The sequence below is a fragment of the Humibacter ginsengisoli genome (assembly GCF_054780095.1).
Genome location: NZ_BAAGWZ010000006.1, coordinates 776,649 through 793,948, shown reverse-complemented (window position 1 = coordinate 793,948; position 17,300 = coordinate 776,649). Strand labels below are relative to the sequence as shown.

Annotated in this window: 16 protein-coding genes and 1 tRNA gene; 6 read left to right on the top strand and 11 right to left on the bottom strand. The window is 67.8% G+C overall.

From position 1 onward, the window contains the following. Window positions 1–10 precede the first annotated feature (10 nt). Window positions 11–889, bottom strand: a complete 879-nt coding sequence (locus ACYVI5_RS12015) for an alpha/beta fold hydrolase (RefSeq protein WP_460580363.1) — start codon at window positions 887–889, stop codon at window positions 11–13. A 66-nt stretch (window positions 890–955) separates the two neighbouring features. Here ACYVI5_RS12015 and ACYVI5_RS12010 point away from each other — a divergent pair, with 66 nt between their 5' ends. Then, window positions 956–1,780, top strand: coding sequence for an AraC family transcriptional regulator (locus ACYVI5_RS12010; RefSeq protein WP_460580362.1), 825 nt, complete (start codon window positions 956–958; stop codon window positions 1,778–1,780). 9 nt (window positions 1,781–1,789) lie between these two features. Here the strand turns inward: ACYVI5_RS12010 and ACYVI5_RS12005 are convergent, their stop codons facing one another. The 3 genes from ACYVI5_RS12005 to moaA form a co-directional block, all read right to left on the bottom strand. Next, entirely contained in the window at window positions 1,790–4,126 is a 2,337-nt protein-coding gene (locus ACYVI5_RS12005) for an FdhF/YdeP family oxidoreductase (RefSeq protein ID WP_460580361.1), read from the bottom strand. Next, on the bottom strand, window positions 4,123–4,992 hold the full coding sequence (fdhD, locus tag ACYVI5_RS12000) for a formate dehydrogenase accessory sulfurtransferase FdhD (protein ID WP_460580360.1): 870 nt from the start codon (window positions 4,990–4,992) through the stop codon (window positions 4,123–4,125). Before fdhD ends, ACYVI5_RS12005 begins: the two co-directional genes overlap by 4 nt. A gap of 73 nt (window positions 4,993–5,065) precedes the next feature. Further along, complete coding sequence (gene moaA / locus ACYVI5_RS11995; protein WP_460580359.1) at window positions 5,066–6,154, bottom strand: GTP 3',8-cyclase MoaA; 1,089 nt, start codon at window positions 6,152–6,154, stop codon at window positions 5,066–5,068. A 170-nt stretch (window positions 6,155–6,324) separates the two neighbouring features. On the opposite strand from moaA, the gene ACYVI5_RS11990 reads away from it, so the two are divergent. Beyond that, window positions 6,325–6,903 carry a hypothetical protein gene (locus ACYVI5_RS11990; RefSeq protein ID WP_460580358.1) on the top strand — a complete coding sequence of 193 codons (579 nt, stop codon included), beginning with the start codon at window positions 6,325–6,327 and terminating at the stop codon, window positions 6,901–6,903. A gap of 237 nt (window positions 6,904–7,140) precedes the next feature. Here ACYVI5_RS11990 and gdhA read toward each other — a convergent pair whose 3' ends face one another. The 4 genes from gdhA to ACYVI5_RS11970 form a co-directional block, all read right to left on the bottom strand. Next, window positions 7,141–8,490, bottom strand: a complete 1,350-nt coding sequence (gdhA, locus tag ACYVI5_RS11985; protein ID WP_460580357.1) for a glutamate dehydrogenase — start codon at window positions 8,488–8,490, stop codon at window positions 7,141–7,143. Between the two features lie 133 nt (window positions 8,491–8,623). Beyond that, the gene (locus ACYVI5_RS11980) at window positions 8,624–9,337 is read right to left on the bottom strand and encodes an NADPH-dependent F420 reductase (protein WP_460580356.1); all 714 of its coding nucleotides are present in this window, start codon (window positions 9,335–9,337) and stop codon (window positions 8,624–8,626) included. 41 nt (window positions 9,338–9,378) lie between these two features. Beyond that, window positions 9,379–10,707, bottom strand: a complete 1,329-nt coding sequence (locus tag ACYVI5_RS11975; protein ID WP_460580355.1) for an MFS transporter — start codon at window positions 10,705–10,707, stop codon at window positions 9,379–9,381. A gap of 4 nt (window positions 10,708–10,711) precedes the next feature. Then, window positions 10,712–11,590 (bottom strand): helix-turn-helix transcriptional regulator, encoded by an 879-nt coding sequence (locus ACYVI5_RS11970; protein WP_460580354.1) that lies wholly within the window; start codon window positions 11,588–11,590, stop codon window positions 10,712–10,714. A 101-nt stretch (window positions 11,591–11,691) separates the two neighbouring features. On the opposite strand from ACYVI5_RS11970, the gene ACYVI5_RS11965 reads away from it, so the two are divergent. Further along, window positions 11,692–12,483 carry an SDR family oxidoreductase gene (locus tag ACYVI5_RS11965; RefSeq protein WP_460580353.1) on the top strand — a complete coding sequence of 264 codons (792 nt, stop codon included), beginning with the start codon at window positions 11,692–11,694 and terminating at the stop codon, window positions 12,481–12,483. A gap of 16 nt (window positions 12,484–12,499) precedes the next feature. Here the strand turns inward: ACYVI5_RS11965 and ACYVI5_RS11960 are convergent, their stop codons facing one another. Next, entirely contained in the window at window positions 12,500–13,333 is an 834-nt protein-coding gene (locus ACYVI5_RS11960; protein WP_460580352.1) for a GNAT family N-acetyltransferase, read from the bottom strand. Window positions 13,334–13,625: 292 nt separating this feature from the next. On the opposite strand from ACYVI5_RS11960, the gene ACYVI5_RS11955 reads away from it, so the two are divergent. Next, window positions 13,626–14,795: a 3-deoxy-7-phosphoheptulonate synthase gene (locus ACYVI5_RS11955; protein ID WP_460580351.1), complete on the top strand. Its 1,170-nt coding sequence runs from the start codon at window positions 13,626–13,628 to the stop codon at window positions 14,793–14,795. On the opposite strand, the gene ACYVI5_RS11950 is transcribed toward ACYVI5_RS11955, so the two are convergent. Both ACYVI5_RS11950 and ACYVI5_RS11945 read right to left on the bottom strand, forming a co-directional pair. Beyond that, window positions 14,765–15,487, bottom strand: coding sequence for a GTP pyrophosphokinase (locus ACYVI5_RS11950; RefSeq protein WP_460580599.1), 723 nt, complete (start codon window positions 15,485–15,487; stop codon window positions 14,765–14,767). The two genes, ACYVI5_RS11955 and ACYVI5_RS11950, sit on opposite strands and share 31 nt — an antisense overlap. Window positions 15,488–15,604: 117 nt before the next feature. Next, window positions 15,605–16,099 (bottom strand): MarR family winged helix-turn-helix transcriptional regulator, encoded by a 495-nt coding sequence (locus ACYVI5_RS11945; protein ID WP_460534733.1) that lies wholly within the window; start codon window positions 16,097–16,099, stop codon window positions 15,605–15,607. A gap of 262 nt (window positions 16,100–16,361) precedes the next feature. On the opposite strand from ACYVI5_RS11945, the gene ACYVI5_RS11940 reads away from it, so the two are divergent. Next, window positions 16,362–16,823, top strand: a complete 462-nt coding sequence (locus tag ACYVI5_RS11940; RefSeq protein ID WP_460580350.1) for an iron chaperone — start codon at window positions 16,362–16,364, stop codon at window positions 16,821–16,823. Between the two features lie 261 nt (window positions 16,824–17,084). Beyond that, window positions 17,085–17,156 (top strand) — tRNA-Gln (locus ACYVI5_RS11935). Window positions 17,157–17,300 lie beyond the last annotated feature (144 nt).

Sequence of the window (17,300 nt, the reverse complement as noted above, 5' to 3'; positions counted from 1 at the left end):
CGCCTGTGGCTCAGCTGCCCACGCTCGGCAGCCGACCTGTCAGGAACGACGACAGCGATGAGGCGACGCGCTGAGGGTCCTCGAGGTTCGGCGAATGCCCGAGGCCGTTCATCAACTCGATCTGCGCGCCGGAGACGATCCGGTAGTCCTGTGCCGACGCCGGGTCCCATCGAACGTCCCGCTCGCCGAAGATCACCAGCAGTGGCTTGCCGATCGGGACCAGCCGGTCGGGCAGCGATCGCTCGGCGAGATAACCGCGGATGGAGACGGAGACCGCGCCGAAGACCCCGAAGTCGAGTTCGCGGAACTGGTCGACATAGTCCTTCGGAATCGCGAAGCCGGCATGGAAGCCATCCCGCATCGCTTGACGGAGCTGGTCGTCGGTCAGTTCGGTCCAGGATGCGCCGCGAAGGTCGACTTCCTCGGCGATGTAGGCACGCATGTGCGGCCCGGTGTCGATCAGCGCGAGTGCCGACACCAGGTCCGGCCGCTGTTCTGCCAGCCCGGTCGCGAAGACACCGCCGCTGGAGTGACCGACGACCGTTGTCGGGCCCGCATCGAGCTGGTCGAGGACGCCGCCTACGCGCCGGGCCACGACCGATACGTCGTAGCTCGCGCCGTGCGGCAGTGTCGAACGCCCGCATCCGGGAAGGTCGATGCGGATGACTCGATGAGCCGGAACCAGCAGCGGAAGCAACGGCTCCCACGATCGCGCCGATGCCGCGGTGCCATGAAGGAGAAGCAGGGGATCGGCATCGGGCGGGCCGTCCTGATAGACAGCGAAGTCGATTCCGTCGACGGTGAGAACGCGATCGTCTGCCGACAGCGAGTGAAGGCCGGAGCCACCGGCGACGGCGGTCTCGGAGGGATTCGAGGGGTATTCAGTCATGCTGCCAGCGTCGCTGAGCACGTGCGCCCTGGCTTGTACGAATGTTCCGCGCCTACCATGGCGGGCATGGCCGGCGACGGATTGCTGTGGGATGTCAGCTCCCCGTCGCGCCCGATCCGGCTTGCCGGTGTGCAGGCGGCAGGATTCACCGACCGCGGGATCACGCCTCCGCAGTTGCGGCTCATCCCGCATCCGGCCGTGACCCTGATCCTGGTCTTCGGAGGCGCGCTCGCCGTGGACGACCCTGCAGGCGGGCGGCTGCGCGGCAGCTTCATGCTGGCACCCGGGTACGGCCGGGTGCTCCGGGCACGGCAACTGGAATCGTTCAGTTGCCTGCAGATTCGGTTGTCACCCGCCGTCGCCAGGGCCGTGATCGGCGATGCGGTCGGCGCGCTCGACGGCGCCGTGCAACTCGACGACTTGTGGGGTCGAGACGCCGAGCCGCTCACGTATCGGCTCGGTGATCTCCGTGATTGGGAGTCCCGATTCGCTCTGGTGGAACGTTGGCTCGGGGAACGAGTCTCGACGGGTGTCGCCACGACGCCCGAGGTGGCGTGGGCGTGGCAGCAGATCGCGGAGTCACACGGCTCTGTGCGAGTCGATCGACTCGCGACAGAGCTCGGATGGAGTCGCAGACAGCTGTGGGCCCGCTTCCGATCGCAGGTCGGGCTGACCCCGAAGAGCGCGGCCAAGCTCGTTCGTTTCGACCATGCCGTTCACCGGCTCGCCGTTGGGCAGGCACCGGCGACAGTGGCCGCGGAGGCCGGCTTCAGCGATCAGTCGCACCTTCACCGGGACGTCGCCGCGTTCACCGGCCTGACCCCATCCACGGTCGGCGGCGAGCCGTTCCTGGCCGTGGATGACGTCGCTTGGGGGTGGCCCGGGCGGTAGCGCCCGACGCTACGCGGCCCGCTCGATGCGCACCACCACCGACTTCGACGCGGGAGTGTTGCTCACCTCCGCCGTCGCATCCAGCGGAACGAGCGGGTTCGCCTCCGGGAAGTATGCGGCGGCGCATCCTCTGGCGGTGGGGTACGACACGAGCCGGAACCCGCGGATCACCCGGTCGACGCCGTCGTCGTACTCGCTGTGCACGTCGACGCGTTGCCCGTCCTGCAAGCCCAGCTCGGCGATGTCGAGCGGGTTCACGAACACCACGTCGCGACCCTTCTTCACACCCCGGTACCTGTCGTTCAGGCTGTAGATCGTCGTGTTGAACTGGTCGTGCGCCCGCACCGTCTGCAGCAGCAGGCGCCCCGGCGGGCACTGAACGTACTGCAACTCGTTCAGCGTGAACTTGGCCTTGCCGGTGTCGGTGGGGAACGTGCGCGAGTCGCGCGGACCGTGCGGCAGCACGAATCCGCCCTCCTGCCGGATCTTGACGTTGTAGTCGTCGCATCCGGAGCAGACGTTGGCGATGTGATCGCGGATCCGGTCGTAGTCGGCCTCGAACCCGCCCCAGTCGACCTCCACCTTGTCGCCGAGCGTTGCCCTGGCCAGCCGCGTGATGATCGAGATCTCCGACAGCAGGTTCGGCGATACCGGATCGACCTTGCCCCACGACGGATGCACGGCGCACACGGTGTCCTCGACAGAGACGAACTGCTCGCCGGATGCCTGCATGTCGATCTCGGTTCGCCCCATAGTGGGCAGGATGATCGCCTCGCGTCCCACGACGGCGTGCGATCGGTTGAGCTTCGTCGACACCTGCACGGTCAGCTCCGCCTTCTGCACAGCCGACTCGGCGGCATCCGTGTCGGAGATCGCGGCGACAAGGTTGCCGCCGAGCGCGAACCAGACCTTGATGCGTCCTTCGCCGAGCGCGCGGATGCCGTCGACGCTGTCGACTCCGTTCTCGCGCGGCGGGTCGAAGTGGAACTCGTTCTGCAGCTTGTCGAGGAACGCGGGCGGCATCTTCTCCCAGATGCCCATCGTGCGGTCGCCCTGCACGTTGCTGTGCCCGCGGATCGGGGATGCCCCGGCGCCGGGCTTGCCGATGTTCCCGCGCAGGAACAGCAGGTTCATGATGTCTTTGATCGTGGCGACGGCGCGCTTGTGCTGCGTGAGTCCCATCGCCCAGGTGATGATCACCCGGTCGGCCTTCATGTACCGATCGGCGAGCTTGTCGATCTCTGCGCTCGTGAGACCGGTCGCCTTGAGCACCTCTGCCTCGTCAAGCGACCGCAGGCTCGCGGCGTACTCGTCGTATCCCTGGCAGTAGCGGTCGATGAAGTCGTGGTCGAGCACGGTGCCTGGGGCGGCATCCTCCGCCTCGATCACGCGCTTCGCCACGGCCTGCGCGAGCGCCTGGTCGCCGCTCAGCCTGATCTGCAAGAAGTCGTCGGCCAGTCCGGTGCCCTCGCCGATCCAGCCGCTCACCTTCTGCGGGTTCTTGTACCGCATCAGCCCCGCCTCCGGCAGGGGGTTCACGGCGACGATCTTCGCGCCCGCCTCCTTCGCCTCCTCGAGTGCGGTGAGCATCCGTGGATGGTTCGTTCCCGGGTTCTGCCCCATGATCACGATCAGGTCCGCCTTGGCGAAGTCGTCGTACGTCACGGTGCACTTTCCGACGCCGATCACCTCGCCGAGCGCGGCACCGGTGGATTCGTGGCACATGTTCGAGCAGTCGGGGAGGTTGTTGGTGCCGTACGCGCGCGCGAACAACTGGTACGCGAACGCAGCCTCGTTCGACGTGCGCCCGCTGGTGTAGAACGCGGCCTGGTCGGGGGAGTCGAGCGAGTTCAGCTTGTCGGCGATGATGCGGAACGCCTCGTCCCAGCCGACGGGCACGTAGCGGTCGCTGTCCGCGGCCTTGTAGACGGGCTCGACCAGTCGCCCCTGCATGCCCAGCCAGTACTCCGACTTCTGCAGCAGCACTGGAATCGGATGCTCGGCCCAGAACGAGGTCGGAACCGTTACCGGCGTCGCCTCCCAGGTGACCGCCTTCGCGCCGTTCTCGCAGAACTCGGCGATCTTGCGGTGCGAGGGGTCGGGCCACGCGCAGCTCATGCAGTCGAAGCCGTCCTTGTGGTTCATCGACGTCAGCAGCTTCGCCGCGCGCGACGGACCCATCTCACGGACGGCCGGCCCGACCGAGTGCATGATGCCGGGGATACCCGCCGCCCAGTGCTTGGGATGCGAGATCTCCAGGTGCTCCGAGTCGTCGACCTTACGCTCGCTGAGATGCTCGTCCTGATGCGCCGTCTTGTGCTCGCTGCGGGCCTCGTGGATCGTCATGCCGCACTTCCTTCCGTCTGCGCCGGCCTTCTCTCCTGCGCCGGCACGACCCGCTGGGTCCCGGCGTACACCACCATGGATTCTCCGCGCAGGAATCCGACAACGCTCATGCCCGTCTCGATCGCGAGCTCGACGGCGAGCGACGACGGAGCCGAGACGGCAGCCAGCATCGGGATGCCCGCCATGAGCGCCTTCTGCGTCAACTCGAAGCTCGCCCGGCCAGAGACCATGAGCACAGTTCCGGTCAGCGGCAGCAGGTCGTGGGTGAGCGCCCAGCCGACGACCTTGTCGACGGCGTTGTGCCTGCCCACGTCCTCACGCACCACGAGCAGCTCGTCGTCGGCGACCCGGTACAGCCCTGCGGCGTGCAGGCCGCCGGTCTTCTCGAATACGTCCTGGGCTGCACGAAGCCGGTTAGGCAGCTCCGCGAGCGTCTCCGCTGAGACGCGGAGCGGGTCATCCTGCACCCGGAAGGCGGATGTCGTGCGCACCGCGTCGATGCTCGCCTTCCCGCACAGCCCGCACGAGCTCGTCGTGAAGAACGCTCTGGCCAGCTCGGGTGCCGGCGGCGCGACACCGGGTGCGAGCGTCACGTCGAGCACGTTGTACGTGTTGTCGACGCCGGCGTCGCCCGCGCAGAACCTCGCGGAGGCGAACTGCTCGCCACGGCTGATGACGCCCTCGGAGACGAGAAACCCTGCGGCGAGTTCCACATCGTGCCCCGGCGTGCGCATCGTCACGGCGAGCGAGCGTCCGCCGACACGGATCTCGAGTGGTTCCTCGACGACGAGGGTGTCCTCGCGCCTCGTGATGCCGGCGCCGAGTGTCAGCCGGGCGACTCTCCGTCGGGTCGTGACTCTGCCCATATTTCAGGAATACGCCGGTGGCCCCGCGATCGCAACACGGCCGGCGGCGCTCACCGGCCGCTCCTGGAGGTCGTCAGCCGCCGATGTACGACATCTCGACCTTGCGGCCGTGCGAGGCGATGTCCGGTGTGGCGGATGACCGCAGTTGCGAGTACCGGTCGTCGCGGTTCGACCAGAGGCCGGTGAGCGCAGACTTCAGTTCGCCGTCGCCCGCGCCGCTTCGAAGCAGGGCTCGCAGATCCGTGCCCTCGCTGGCGAACAGGCAGGTGTAGAGGCGCCCGTCGGCCGAGATGCGTGCCCGGTTGCAGGTGCCGCAGAACGGCTGCGTCACCGACGAGATCACGCCGAATTCTCCCGAACCGTCGAGGTAGCGCCAGCGCGCCGCGGTCTCCCCGGGAGCGGCCGGGGCCACGGGTTCGATCGGATGCACGGCGCCGATGCGTTCGACGATCTCGCGCGAGGGAACCACCTCGTCGAGCCGCCAGCCGTTCGTCGCACCGACGTCCATGTACTCGATGAAGCGCAGCACGTATCCGGTCCCCCGGAAGTGCTCGGCCATCGGCAGCACGTCGTCGTCGTTCTGACCGCGCTTGACGACCATGTTGACCTTGATCGGGCCGAGCCCGACCTCGTGCGCCGCCTCGAGGCCGTGCAGCACGCGCTCGAGCGGGAAGTCCACGTCGTTCATCCGCCGGAACGTGGCGTCGTCGAGCGAGTCGAGCGAGACGGTCACCCGGTGCAGGCCGGCATGCTTGAGCGACTGCGCCTTCACCGCCAGTGCGGAGCCGTTCGTCGTCATCGCGATGTCGAGCGGGGAGCCGTCCGTCGTGCGCAGCACGGCGAGCATCCCGATGAGTTCCTCGATGCCGCGGCGCAGCAGAGGCTCGCCTCCGGTGAGACGCACCTTGCGCACGCCGAGTTCGGTCCCGATCCGCGCCACCCGCACGATCTCCTCGAACGTGAGCAGCTCCGCCCGGGGCATGAACACGTAGTCGCGACCGAAGATCTCGCGCGGCATGCAATACACGCAGCGGAAGTTGCACCGATCGGTGACCGAGACGCGCAGATCGGTGAGCGGACGCCCGAGACGATCGGCCGGGAGCCCGGTCGAGGGGAGACGGAGGGCACGCGGCTCGCCGTCGCGATGAAGCGTGTTCGTCACGGCGTGCTCCTTCGACTCGAGTGGTCGTGATGCCGGGTCGGGAACGGCCTGCCATGGGCGATTCCCTCGCTTCGAGGGTAGTCGTGCCGCCGCACGCGGCAGTCCCTTGAAGTTGTCTGGGAACAGGGTCACTATGAGATGGAGGGGAACTGAGTAGAAGAAGGTTCACCATGCATTTCGCAGTGTCGATGTTCCCACCTCTGGCACTCGGATTCTTCGGCCTCGGCACCGGCTACCTGATCTACGGACCACAGGAGCTGTTGGGATGGCCTAAGCGCGACGAACGCGTCGACCGAGCGACCGGCGTGTGGGGCATCTGGATGCCCGGCTTCTGTCAGCTCGTCACCGGGATCATCCTCTTCATCGGTTTGAGCTGGTTCCAAGTGTTCAAGGGCGCGCCGCTGTACATGGCCGCGCTCGCGTTCTCCGCATACGGCATCCACTGGTTCGCCATCGGCTACAACCGTTACCGGGGAAGCGACCCGAGGCCGAACGCCGGCATGTCCGTCGCGTTCTTCATCATCTCCGTCACCGGCCTCATCGTGTTCTTCGCGGCGGGCGACTGGGCGGTCGGGCTGCTGTTCGTCGGCCTGGCGCTGATCTACGCGTCGGACTTCTTCGCCTCCATCGGGGTGACCCTGGGCGAGCGAGCACTCGGGTTCTGGCACCTCGTCACGGGGCTGTGGCTGATGTACCTGATGATCTCCGTGGCGCTCGATTTCTCCCTCGGCTGGCACCTCGTCAACTGAATACACGCCCATCCGACTCGGTCACCCGAATCCGGTCAACCCGAACGGGCAGTCCGGCAAAGGCCACCGTCCGCCGTCGGCACACATTCCCCTCGTGCCGACGACGGCGGCGTGCCGCATTGCGTGCAGATCCCGGATCGGCGACCCGCTTTACGAGGCGGCGGCCACGACGGCGCCGAACGCAACCATCTCGAGTAGCCGACTGCGGCGCCGGGCGGGGACCGGCGCGCAATAGGCTCAGATGATTCCGAGGGCGAGCATCGCGTCGGCCACCTGGGTGAAGCCGGCGATGTTCGCCCCCACCGCGTAGTTGCCCGGGGCGCCGTACTCGTCGGCGGTCGCTAGGCACCGGTCGTGGATGGATCGCATGATCTCGGCGAGTCGCTCCTCGGTGTATTCGAACGTCCACGAGTCCCGCGAGGCGTTCTGCTGCATCTCGAGCGCGCTCGTGGCGACTCCTCCCGCGTTGGCGGCCTTGCCCGGTGCGAAGGCGACACCGGCGTCGCGCAGCGAGCGGATGGCATCCGGCGTCGTGGGCATGTTGGCGCCCTCGGCCACGATGCGGCAGCCGCCGGCGATGAGACGCGCCGCGGCGGACCCGTCGAGTTCGTTCTGCGTGGCGCAAGGGAGTGCGATGTCGCAGGCGACGTCCCAGATCGAGCCGCCCTGCACGTAGTGAACGGATGCTCCGCGCCGCTGCGCGTACTCGCTCACCCTGCCCCGGTGGCCGTTCTTGATCTCCTTGAGCAGGTCGAGGTCGATTCCGGCCTCGTCGATGATGTAGCCGTCGGAGTCCGAGCAGGCGATCGCGATGCCGCCCAGCTCGTGCACCTTCTCGATGGCGTAGATCGCCACGTTGCCGGACCCTGAGACGACGACCCGCTTGCCCTCGAAGGAGTCTCCGGATGCCTTCAACATCTCGTCGACGAAGAACACGGCACCGTAGCCGGTCGCCTCCGTGCGCACCTGGGACCCGCCCCAGGTCAGGCCCTTGCCGGTCAGCGTGCCGGACTCGTACCTGTTCGTGATGCGCTTGTACTGCCCGAACAGGTAGCCGAGCTCACGGCCCCCGACGCCGATGTCGCCGGCCGGAACATCGGTGTGCTCGCCGATGTGGCGGTACAGCTCGGTCATGAACGACTGGCAGAACCGCATCACCTCGGCGTCGGACTTGCCTTTCGGGTCGAAGTCGCTGCCGCCCTTTCCGCCGCCGATCGGCAGACCGGTGAGCGAGTTCTTGAAGATCTGCTCGAAGCCGAGGAATTTCACGATGCCCAGGTACACGCTCGGGTGGAAGCGCAGTCCGCCCTTGTACGGCCCGAGCGCCGAGTTGAACTCGACCCGGAAACCGCGGTTCAGCTGCACGTGCCCGGCGTCGTCGGTCCACGGCACGCGGAAGATGATCTGCCGCTCCGGCTCGCACAGGCGCCGGATGACCTCGGCGTCCGCGTACTCCGAATGCTTCGCCACCACCGGCCCGAGACTCTCGAGCACCTCGCGCACCGCCTGGTGGAACTCGCGTTCTCCAGGATTGCGGCGCACGACCTCGTCGAAGACCGTCAGCAGGTTCGGGTAGAGTTCGGGCACGGAGGTCTCCAATCAAGGTGGGAGCGAGGAACGGCCGACGCGGGCGAGCGCGCCCGACGCAGGGACGACGTCGGCGGCGACCCCGACAGCCTACCGCCGCCTGAGAGGACGCTCAGGTTGACCGGTGCGCAGACTACGCGGCCCGTTCCGCCCTTGCCCTGGCGACCACGCGCCCTCTGGCCGATTCCGGGAACGTCGACAGCAGGTAGCGCACCTGCTCGGCGTCGACATCCGCTCCGAAGAGCTCGGTGTTCGGCTCCATGCGGATGCCCTCGGCGAGCGGCCCGGCCACGACGGCGTCGAACCCCAACGCGTCGACGATGCCGACGACAGCGGCGACGTCCTCCTCGCGATCTCCCGCGACCGCGATGGCCTTGCGCCCCTCGGCGTCCTTCGGACGCGTCTCCTCCTCCAGGTCGTGGTAGCCGACGTGGTTGAACGCCTTGACCACTCGCGATTCGGGCAGGAACCGCTGCACGATCTCGCTGGTCGACGTGAGCGGATCGTTGAGGTCGTCGCGGATGCCGTCGACCTCCCACCAGTAGTTCATGGCGTCGATGACGAGCTTGCCGCGCAGCGCGTCGGCCGGCAGCGTCTCGTGCTTGCCCAGCGGCAGGGCGAGGATGACGGCATCCGCTCCTTCCGCCGCCTCCGCCGCGCTGACGGCACGGGCACCCGGCACGAGAACGTCGACGATGAGAGCGATCTTCGCCGCGTCGCCGGAGCCGGCGATGAGCACGTCGTAGCCGGCGGCCACCGCGAGTCTCGCCAGCACGGTGCCGAGTTTGCCGGCGCCGAGGATGCCGATCGTGCGGATGCCTGTTTCCGTCTCCTCGCGCTCGCTCACGCCCCTATTGTCGCGCGTCGCTCTCTGCCATGCCGGGCCCGTCATGCCGAGGGCGACGTGCGGTCGGTGACCGCGTCGCCGGCGTCCGGAAGCCGACGCAGCCTGCTGAGCGGGGAGAACACGACGATGCCGCAGCCGAGAAGCCCGCAGACGCAGCCGACCCACATCGTCGGCACGACGCCGATCCATGCGCCGAGAGCACCGGTGACGACGCCGCTGATCGGAATGACACCCCACACCACGAACCGGATCGACGCGTTCATGCGCCCGAGCAGCGGGGGAGGGCAGATGCGCTGGCGGAACGACACCTGGGCGACGTTGTAGACGACGACGGCGAACATCAGGAAGAACTCGCCCACCACGAGCAGCGGCACCGCACCGAACGCGACCGCGGATTTCGGAACGAGCGCGGCCAGCGGCACCAGGAACACGGCGACGCCGCTCACCAGCGCGGCCACGACGATGACGCGACCCTCACCGATCCACCGTGACAGCGCCGGCGAGCCGACCGCGCCCAGGATGCCGCCCACGGCACCGACCGCGGCCATCGCACCGTAGACGGCGGGCGAGAGCCCGAGCGTGCGCAGAACGAAGATCGACAGCAGCGTCGTCACGAAGCCCTCGAACAGGTTGAACGACGCGGTCATCATGGTGATGCGTCGCAGCAGCGAATTGCCGAACACGAACTTCAGTCCCTCGGCGATGTCGCGCACAAGGGACGAGTGCTCCGTCTTCTCGTGCCGCGGCTCGGGATCCCTGATCGAGGCGACGAACCCGAACGAGAACAGATAGCCGATCGAGGTGGCCAGCACCACCAGCGGCGGCGGCATGATCGCCAGCAGCCCCCCGGATGCCGCCGGTCCGCCCACACGTGCCACCTGCGCGCTGGTCTCGAGCCCCGAATTCGCAGCCGTCACCTGCCGTGACGGCACGATGCGCGGCACGTAGCTCTGGTACGTGACGTCGAAGAACACCGTCGCACCGCCCACCACGGCGCCGACCACATAGAGGTACCAGATCTGCAGCAGGCCGAGCCACCACAGCAGCGGAATGGATGCCAGCGCAAGCGCGCGCACGAGGTCGGCCGTCATCATCACGCGGCGCTTGCGCATCCGGTCCACCCACGCGCCGACCGGCAGCCCAATCACGAGGAACGCGAGCGTCTCCGCGGCGCTGAGCAGACCGACCTCCTGCGCCGTGGCATCCAGGACCAGCACGGCGAGCACCGGAATGGCGAAGGTGCCGACCTGCTCGCCGGCCTGGCTGAGCGTCTCGCCCAACCAGAGCCGCAGGTATGTCGGATTGCGCCAGACGGATCGCGAGGCGACTACCTCGTCGGCGGTGTCGCGCGGGTCGGTGGTGTCGCGCACCCGCTCACTCTAATGACACGTTCGTCCTGTCTGAAGCGGCCGAGGAGGGCGAGAACGCCTGGATTCCCAGCACCGAGAGCAGTCGCAGCTTCTCCTCGGCGTCGCCGCCCGAGGCGGTGAGCACGAGCAGTGCCTGGCCCTGGTCCTCGGTGAAGAGCACCTGGCAGTCCAGCTCGATGGGACCGACCTCCGGATGCACCAGCACCTTGTGGTCCTCGAACCGCTTCGCGACCTCGTGCCGGTCCCACAGGTCGGCGAACTCGTCGCTCACCCGCTGAAGTTCGTGCACGAGCTCGCCCGCCCTCGACTGCGCGCCCATCGCTCCGTACGCGGCACGCAGGCTGGCGACCAGAGCGCGACTCTGCCTGTCGCGGTCGTGGGCGGGATACAGCATCCGTTCGGTCTGCGGATGTCTGAACCACCGGTAAACATCGCTGCGCTCCCAGCCGGTGAGCGCGCTGCGATCGCCGAAAAGCGCGTCGGCCATCCGGTTCTGCACGAGCGTCTCGCCGAGGGCGGAGATCACAAGCGCGGGGGAGTCGTCGAGTCGATCGAGCACCCTCAGCAGAGCGGGTGCGACGTGTGCTCCGGTGGAGACCTGATCCGGGATGCCGTGGCCCGCCATACGGTAGAGGTAGTCGCGCTCGTCCCGGCTGAGCCGCAGCGCACGGGCGAGGGATGCCAGCATCTGCTCGCTCGGCTGCGGTCCGCGCTGCTGCTCGAGGCGGGTGTAATAGTCCACCGACATCGCCGCCAGTTGCGCGACCTCCTCGCGGCGCAGCCCCGGGGTACGGCGTCGCGGTCCCTCCGGAAGGCCGACGTCGTGCGGCGTGAGCTGTCCGCGACGGCGGCGGAGGAACTCGGCGAGGGCTGCGGCATCCATGCGTCCATCTTGCTCGACCCCGCAGAGCCGCATCCAGGGATCGGCGATCCCCCGATAACCGCTCTCTGCCGCGCTTGGCAGCCCCGTTCCACGCTGGAGGCATGAACATCACCGGAAACACCGTCTTCATCCCCGGCGCGACCAGCGGAATCGGCCTCGCGCTCGCCATCGCCCTGCAGGAGCGCGGCAACGACGTCATCGTCGGAGGCCGCCGCGCCGAGCTGCTGGAGAGCATCCGTGCAGAGCATCCCGGCATTGACACGGTTCAGCTGGACACGGCTGACCCGCGGAGCATCCAGGATGCGGCTGACCGCGTTCTGACGGCGCATCCCGACCTGAACGTGCTCATCACGATGGCCGGCATCATGCGCATCGAGGACTGGCATTCGGCAGCCGGCTTCATCGAGACGGCGGAGGCCACGGTCACGACGAACCTGCTCGGCCCGATCCGGCTGATCGGCGCCTTCATCGAGCACCTTCAGAAGAGACCGGATGCCGTCATCATGACCGTCTCGTCCGGCCTCGGCTTCGTCCCCCTCGCCGTCACTCCCAGCTACAACGCCACCAAGGCGGCGGTCCACCAGCTCAGTGAAAGCATCAGGCTGCAGCTGGCCGACACCGGTGTGCAGATCATGGAACTCGTGCCGCCGGCTGTGCGTACCGGCCTCGTGCCCGGTCAGGAGGACAGCGAGTTCGCCATGCCGCTGGACGACTACGTGGCCGAGGTGATGCAGCTCATTCAGACGCAGCCGGATGCCCGCGAGATCCAGGTGCAGAACGTCAAGTTCCTGCGCTACGCGGAGGCACGCGGCGAGTACGACTCTGTGGTCGCGACGCTGAACCGGCTCGACCCGCACGCCCGCGGCGCAGCAGCGGAAGAGTCCGCCGCCTGATCCTGCCCGTTCTCGATCAGCCGGCCGGTGCCGACAGGTAGCGGTAGCTCGTCGCCTGCCGGAACCCCAGTCCGTCGTACAACCGTCGCGCGACCGCGTTCGAGGCCATCACCTGAAGCCAGAGCGCGGTCGTGCCCCGGCGTGCGGCGTGCTCCAGTAGCGTCGCGATCACGGCCCGTGCGTGTCCGCGGCCACGGGCATCGGGCCGTGTGGCGAGCGCGTAGAGGCCGCCCCAGTGCACCCCGTTCTGCTCCACGAGCGCGAGCCTGCCGACGGATGCCGCACCGCGCGCATCCCGCACCGTCGCGTAGAGCGCGGGACCGCTGGTGAGGATGCGCCGCGCGACCTCGAGCTCCGGCTCGCCACCGCGCCCGTCGACCTCCCACCACACAGCGAGCCACTCGGCGTCGGGTTCCGCGCTCATGGTGGCATTCGTTCCAGACGCCGGCGCTGCGGCGCTGCTCAGCGCTCCGGCCACGGTGTGCAGTCGCGCGGCGAGCAGCGGCGTCTCGCTGTCGGCGACGTAGCCCCGCGCGAGCAGCCTCGAAGCGAGAGCAGCGTCGGCATCCGTGATCTGGAATGTGGATGGCAGCCCGCGCTCGCCGTACCAGCGCTCCACGACCGTGATCGCGGCGGCTTCGTCGGCGACCTCTCGCACCGGATACACCGAGTTCGCACGCCGTGTCACGCCGTGCGAGAAGCGGGCGATCCATCCGATCGATCCGGCTGCGGTGTCCATTGCGGTGTCGGGTGCGGCCTTGATGACGCGGCGTTCGAGCGATTGCCATCCGGCATCCGCGAGCGCCGCCCAGTCGGCCCTCAGCGCCGTGTCGGTGAAGGGGGAATCCATCCGTGCACGGTATCGCGGCTCTGCCGCTCATCGCCTCACGCATGGCAGGCCTCCGGCTCCGTTCACGCATGCTGCGATTGGTATACCGCGGCCGTCGGTGATACGGTGACCCGCATGAGAACCCGCTGGTATGCGTATTTCGCGTTGGCTCTGGAGGAGCCGACGGTCGGGATGCGCTGACCAGCAGACTTCTCCAGAGCCAACGGGCAGGATCCGCAAGGATCCTGCCTTTCGTCTTAACCGGCGAGTTGGCCTGGCAGAGGCCTCTCGCTGAAAACCGAGAGGACCAGCCATGAATCCGCCAGCACATCCGGCCATCCGGAACACCCACGAGCCGGCCCCGGCAGTCGCGACGCAGTCACGGCATGCCCAGACGGGGCAAACGCCGAGCACCTCGAACACGAGAGTCGTCGCACTGGAACCGCTGCCCACGCCCGCCGAGGTTCGCGCAGAACTGCCGCTGAGCGCGGATGCCGCGTCCCTCGTCGCCCGCAGCCGTCGCGAGATCGAGGCCGTGCTGCGCGGCGACGACCCGCGGCTGCTCGCGGTCGTCGGCCCCTGCTCCGTGCACGACCCGGATGCCGCCCTCGACTACGCGCGGCGCCTCGCGGTCCTCGCGCGGGAGCACGGCGACGACCTCCTCGTCGTGATGCGCGTCTACTTCGAGAAGCCGCGCTCGACCGGCGGGTGGAAGGGCCTCATCAACGATCCGCACCTGGACGGCACGCACCGCGTCGCCGAAGGCTTGCGCATGGCGCGGCGGTTGCTCATCGACATCCTCGAGCTCGGGCTGCCGGTCGGATGCGAGTTCCTGGAGCCCACGAGCCCGCAATACATCGCGGATGCCGTCAGCTGGGGAGCGATCGGCGCCCGCACCACCGAGAGCCAGATCCACCGTCAGCTCGCCAGCGGTCTCTCCATGCCGATCGGTTTCAAGAACGCGACGGACGGCGACGTGCAGGTCGCGGTCGACGGCTGCACGGTCGCCGCCCAGCGGCACGTGTTCTTCGGCGTCGACGACGACGGGCGAGCGGCCCTGGTATCCACGAGCGGGAACGACGCGGGTCACGTCATCCTGCGTGGCGGCCGGGGCGCCCCCAACTACGACACGTCGAGCGTGGAGCACGCCGCGGGCCTGCTCGCGCGAGCCGGACACACGCCGCTTGTGGTCGTCGACGCCAGCCACGGCAACAGCGGGAAGAGCCACGTGAGGCAGGCATCCGTGCTGCGCGAGCTCGCCGACCAGGTTCGTGCCGGCGACCCGATCGCGGGTGTCATGGCCGAGAGCTTCCTCGTGCCGGGCAACCAGCCGCTGACGGACGCCGGACGTGACGGCCTCGTCTACGGTCAGAGCATCACGGATGCCTGCATCGGCTGGCAGGAGACGGCCGAACTGCTCGACGTGCTCGCGTCGGCCTCACACGACAGGCATCAGATGGCGATGGTCGGTGCGGACGGCTGATAGCCGCGCACCTCGTGGTGCAGCCGCTCCATCGTCTCGTCGAGGTGAGCGGCGGTCTCGGCCGCCTCGGTCAGGCCGTCGATCAGATGCTGAGGCACCTGCGCGTCGTATTTGTAATACGTCTTGTGCTCGAGGCTGGCCCAGAAGTCCATCGCGATGGTGCGGAACTGCACCTCAACGCGCACCTGCTCGGGGCCGCCGGAGAGGAACACGGGTACCTCGAGGATGACGTGCAGGCTGCGGTATCCGTTCGGCTTCGGGCGGGCGATGTAGTCCTTCACCTCGAGCACGGTGATGTCGTCCTGCGACGTCAGCAGCTCGACGATGCGGTACACGTCGCTGACGAAGCTGCAGATGACACGTACGCCCGCGATGTCCGACAGGCCTTCCCGAATGGAGTCGAGGTTGAAATCGACGCCCTTGCGGGCAGCCTTCTCCAGCACGCCCTCGATCGTCTTGACCCGGCACGAGATGCTCTCGATCGGGTTGTATCCGGCGGTGAGGTTGAACTCCTCGCGCAGGATGTCGAGCTTGGTCTCCACCTCGGAGACGCCGAACTTGTACCGCATCAGGAAGCGGGTGATCTCGTCGCGCAGCGCCGTCAGGTCGGAGAGCGTTCCGCTGTCTGCGCGTTCGAGCAGCTCGAGCGTGCGGGCGCTGAGCAGCGGGCGTGCCACATGCTGTGGTTCCACGGCGGTCATGCCTGCGACGCTATCCGTGCCGACTTGGGGAGTCGTGTGAACTCGGTCTTAGTCCGTCTCGATGCCCGTTCATCGCCCCGTAGAAGCGCGCGGAAACTCCTCAGTTCCTCAGTCGAAGTCGAGGCTGAGCTTGCGCAGCAGGCCGGCGAGCCGCGTCTGCTCGTTCGCGGGAAGGGTGCGGAGCAGTTCCGCTTCCGCGTCGACGAGCCGCGTGATGGCGGCATCCACCCGGGTGAGTCCTTGCGGCGTCATCCGCACCAGGATGCCTCTCCCGTCATGCGGGTCGGTCTGCCGCTCAACCAGCCCGCGCTCCACGAGCCGGTCGATGCGGTTCGTCATGGTGCCCGAGGAGACCAGCGTCTGGGTGAGCAAAGCCTTCGGACTCAGCCGGTACGGGTCTCCGGCGCGCCGGAGCGCGGAGAGCACGTCGAACTCCCACAGCTGCAGATCGGAGCGCCCGAAGGCACCGCGGCGCGCACGATCCAGGTGCTTGGAGAGCCGGTCCACCCGGGAGAGCACCTGCAGCGGGGCGAAGTCGAGGTCGGGGCGCTCGCGCTCCCAGGCGTCGACGATCCGGTCCACCTCGTCAGCGTGCTCCGCCATCCCTCCATTATCCGTGGCCCGAATGCCCAGCCACGGCACCCGCGGTCGTCATCCTGCCTCCGCCCGTCGCCCTCCCACACCGAGAAGTCAAGAAATGCCCTCCTCCTTCGCTCACCATCGCAGTTTTCGACTTTTCGACGGATGTGGCGGGTCGCCGCAGTGATCGCGCAGTTTTCGAGAGGCGCCGGCGGGAAGCGGTTGCCTAGCCTGGAGGACATCCGGATCCAGAATGACCGGAACGTGAATCGAGGAGCGTAAGGCCATGGCCACGTCGCAGAAGACCCAGAAGACATCGTCGAAGCCCCAGTTCACGGCGGACGAACGAGCCGCGATGAAGGAGTACGCCGAGGAGCTGAAGACGAACGCCCGCCGGGGCGGCAAGGCGACAAAGGAGGAGGGCGAGCGCGACCTGCTCGAGAAGATCGCGGCGATGCCCGAGCCCGACAGGTCGGTGGCGACCAGGGTGCACGAGGTCATCACGGAGGCGGTGCCGGACTTCACCCTGAAGACCTGGTATGGCATGCCGGCGTATGCGATCGGCAAGGACACGATCTGCTTCTTCCAGCCGGCGAGCAAGTTCAAGGCGCGATTCTCCACCCTGGGCTTCAGCGACAAGGCGAAGCTCGACGACGGTGACATGTGGCCGATCTACTACGCGCTGAACGAGCTGACGCCCGAGGTGGAGAAGCGCATCGCCGAGCTGGTGCGCAGGGCGGCGGGCTGAGTCACCACGTCTTGACGTGTGCAGGCCCGAAGCTCGCTGGGGTTTCCTGTCCGTGGTTGCCGCATCCAGGGTCGGAGGCGGCAACCACGGACAGGAAAGTGCCCACGGCCCGAGAGTTCCTGTCCGAATGTGTCGTCGCCGCTGTGACTTAGCGACCATTTCGGACGGGAATTCCGGGATCGGCGACATTGGGCGAGGATCATTTTCGCCGCCCGTGCCGACCAGCGGAGCCTCGCGTCTCTGGCAGACTGGAGGGCGCGATCCGCCGTGGTGTAATGGCAGCACGACAGCCTTTGGAGCTGTGAAGTCTAGGTTCGAGTCCTGGCGGCGGAGCTCGCGGTGCACAGGGCGGCGGAGCTAGCGGTGCACAGGGCGGCGGAGTTCGCACATGCCTCCCTCGTTCTATAACAGCAAGAATGCGCTTACCGCGCGGGAACAGGCAGGATTCGCCTGTTCCCACGTGATCTGCCTGTTTTC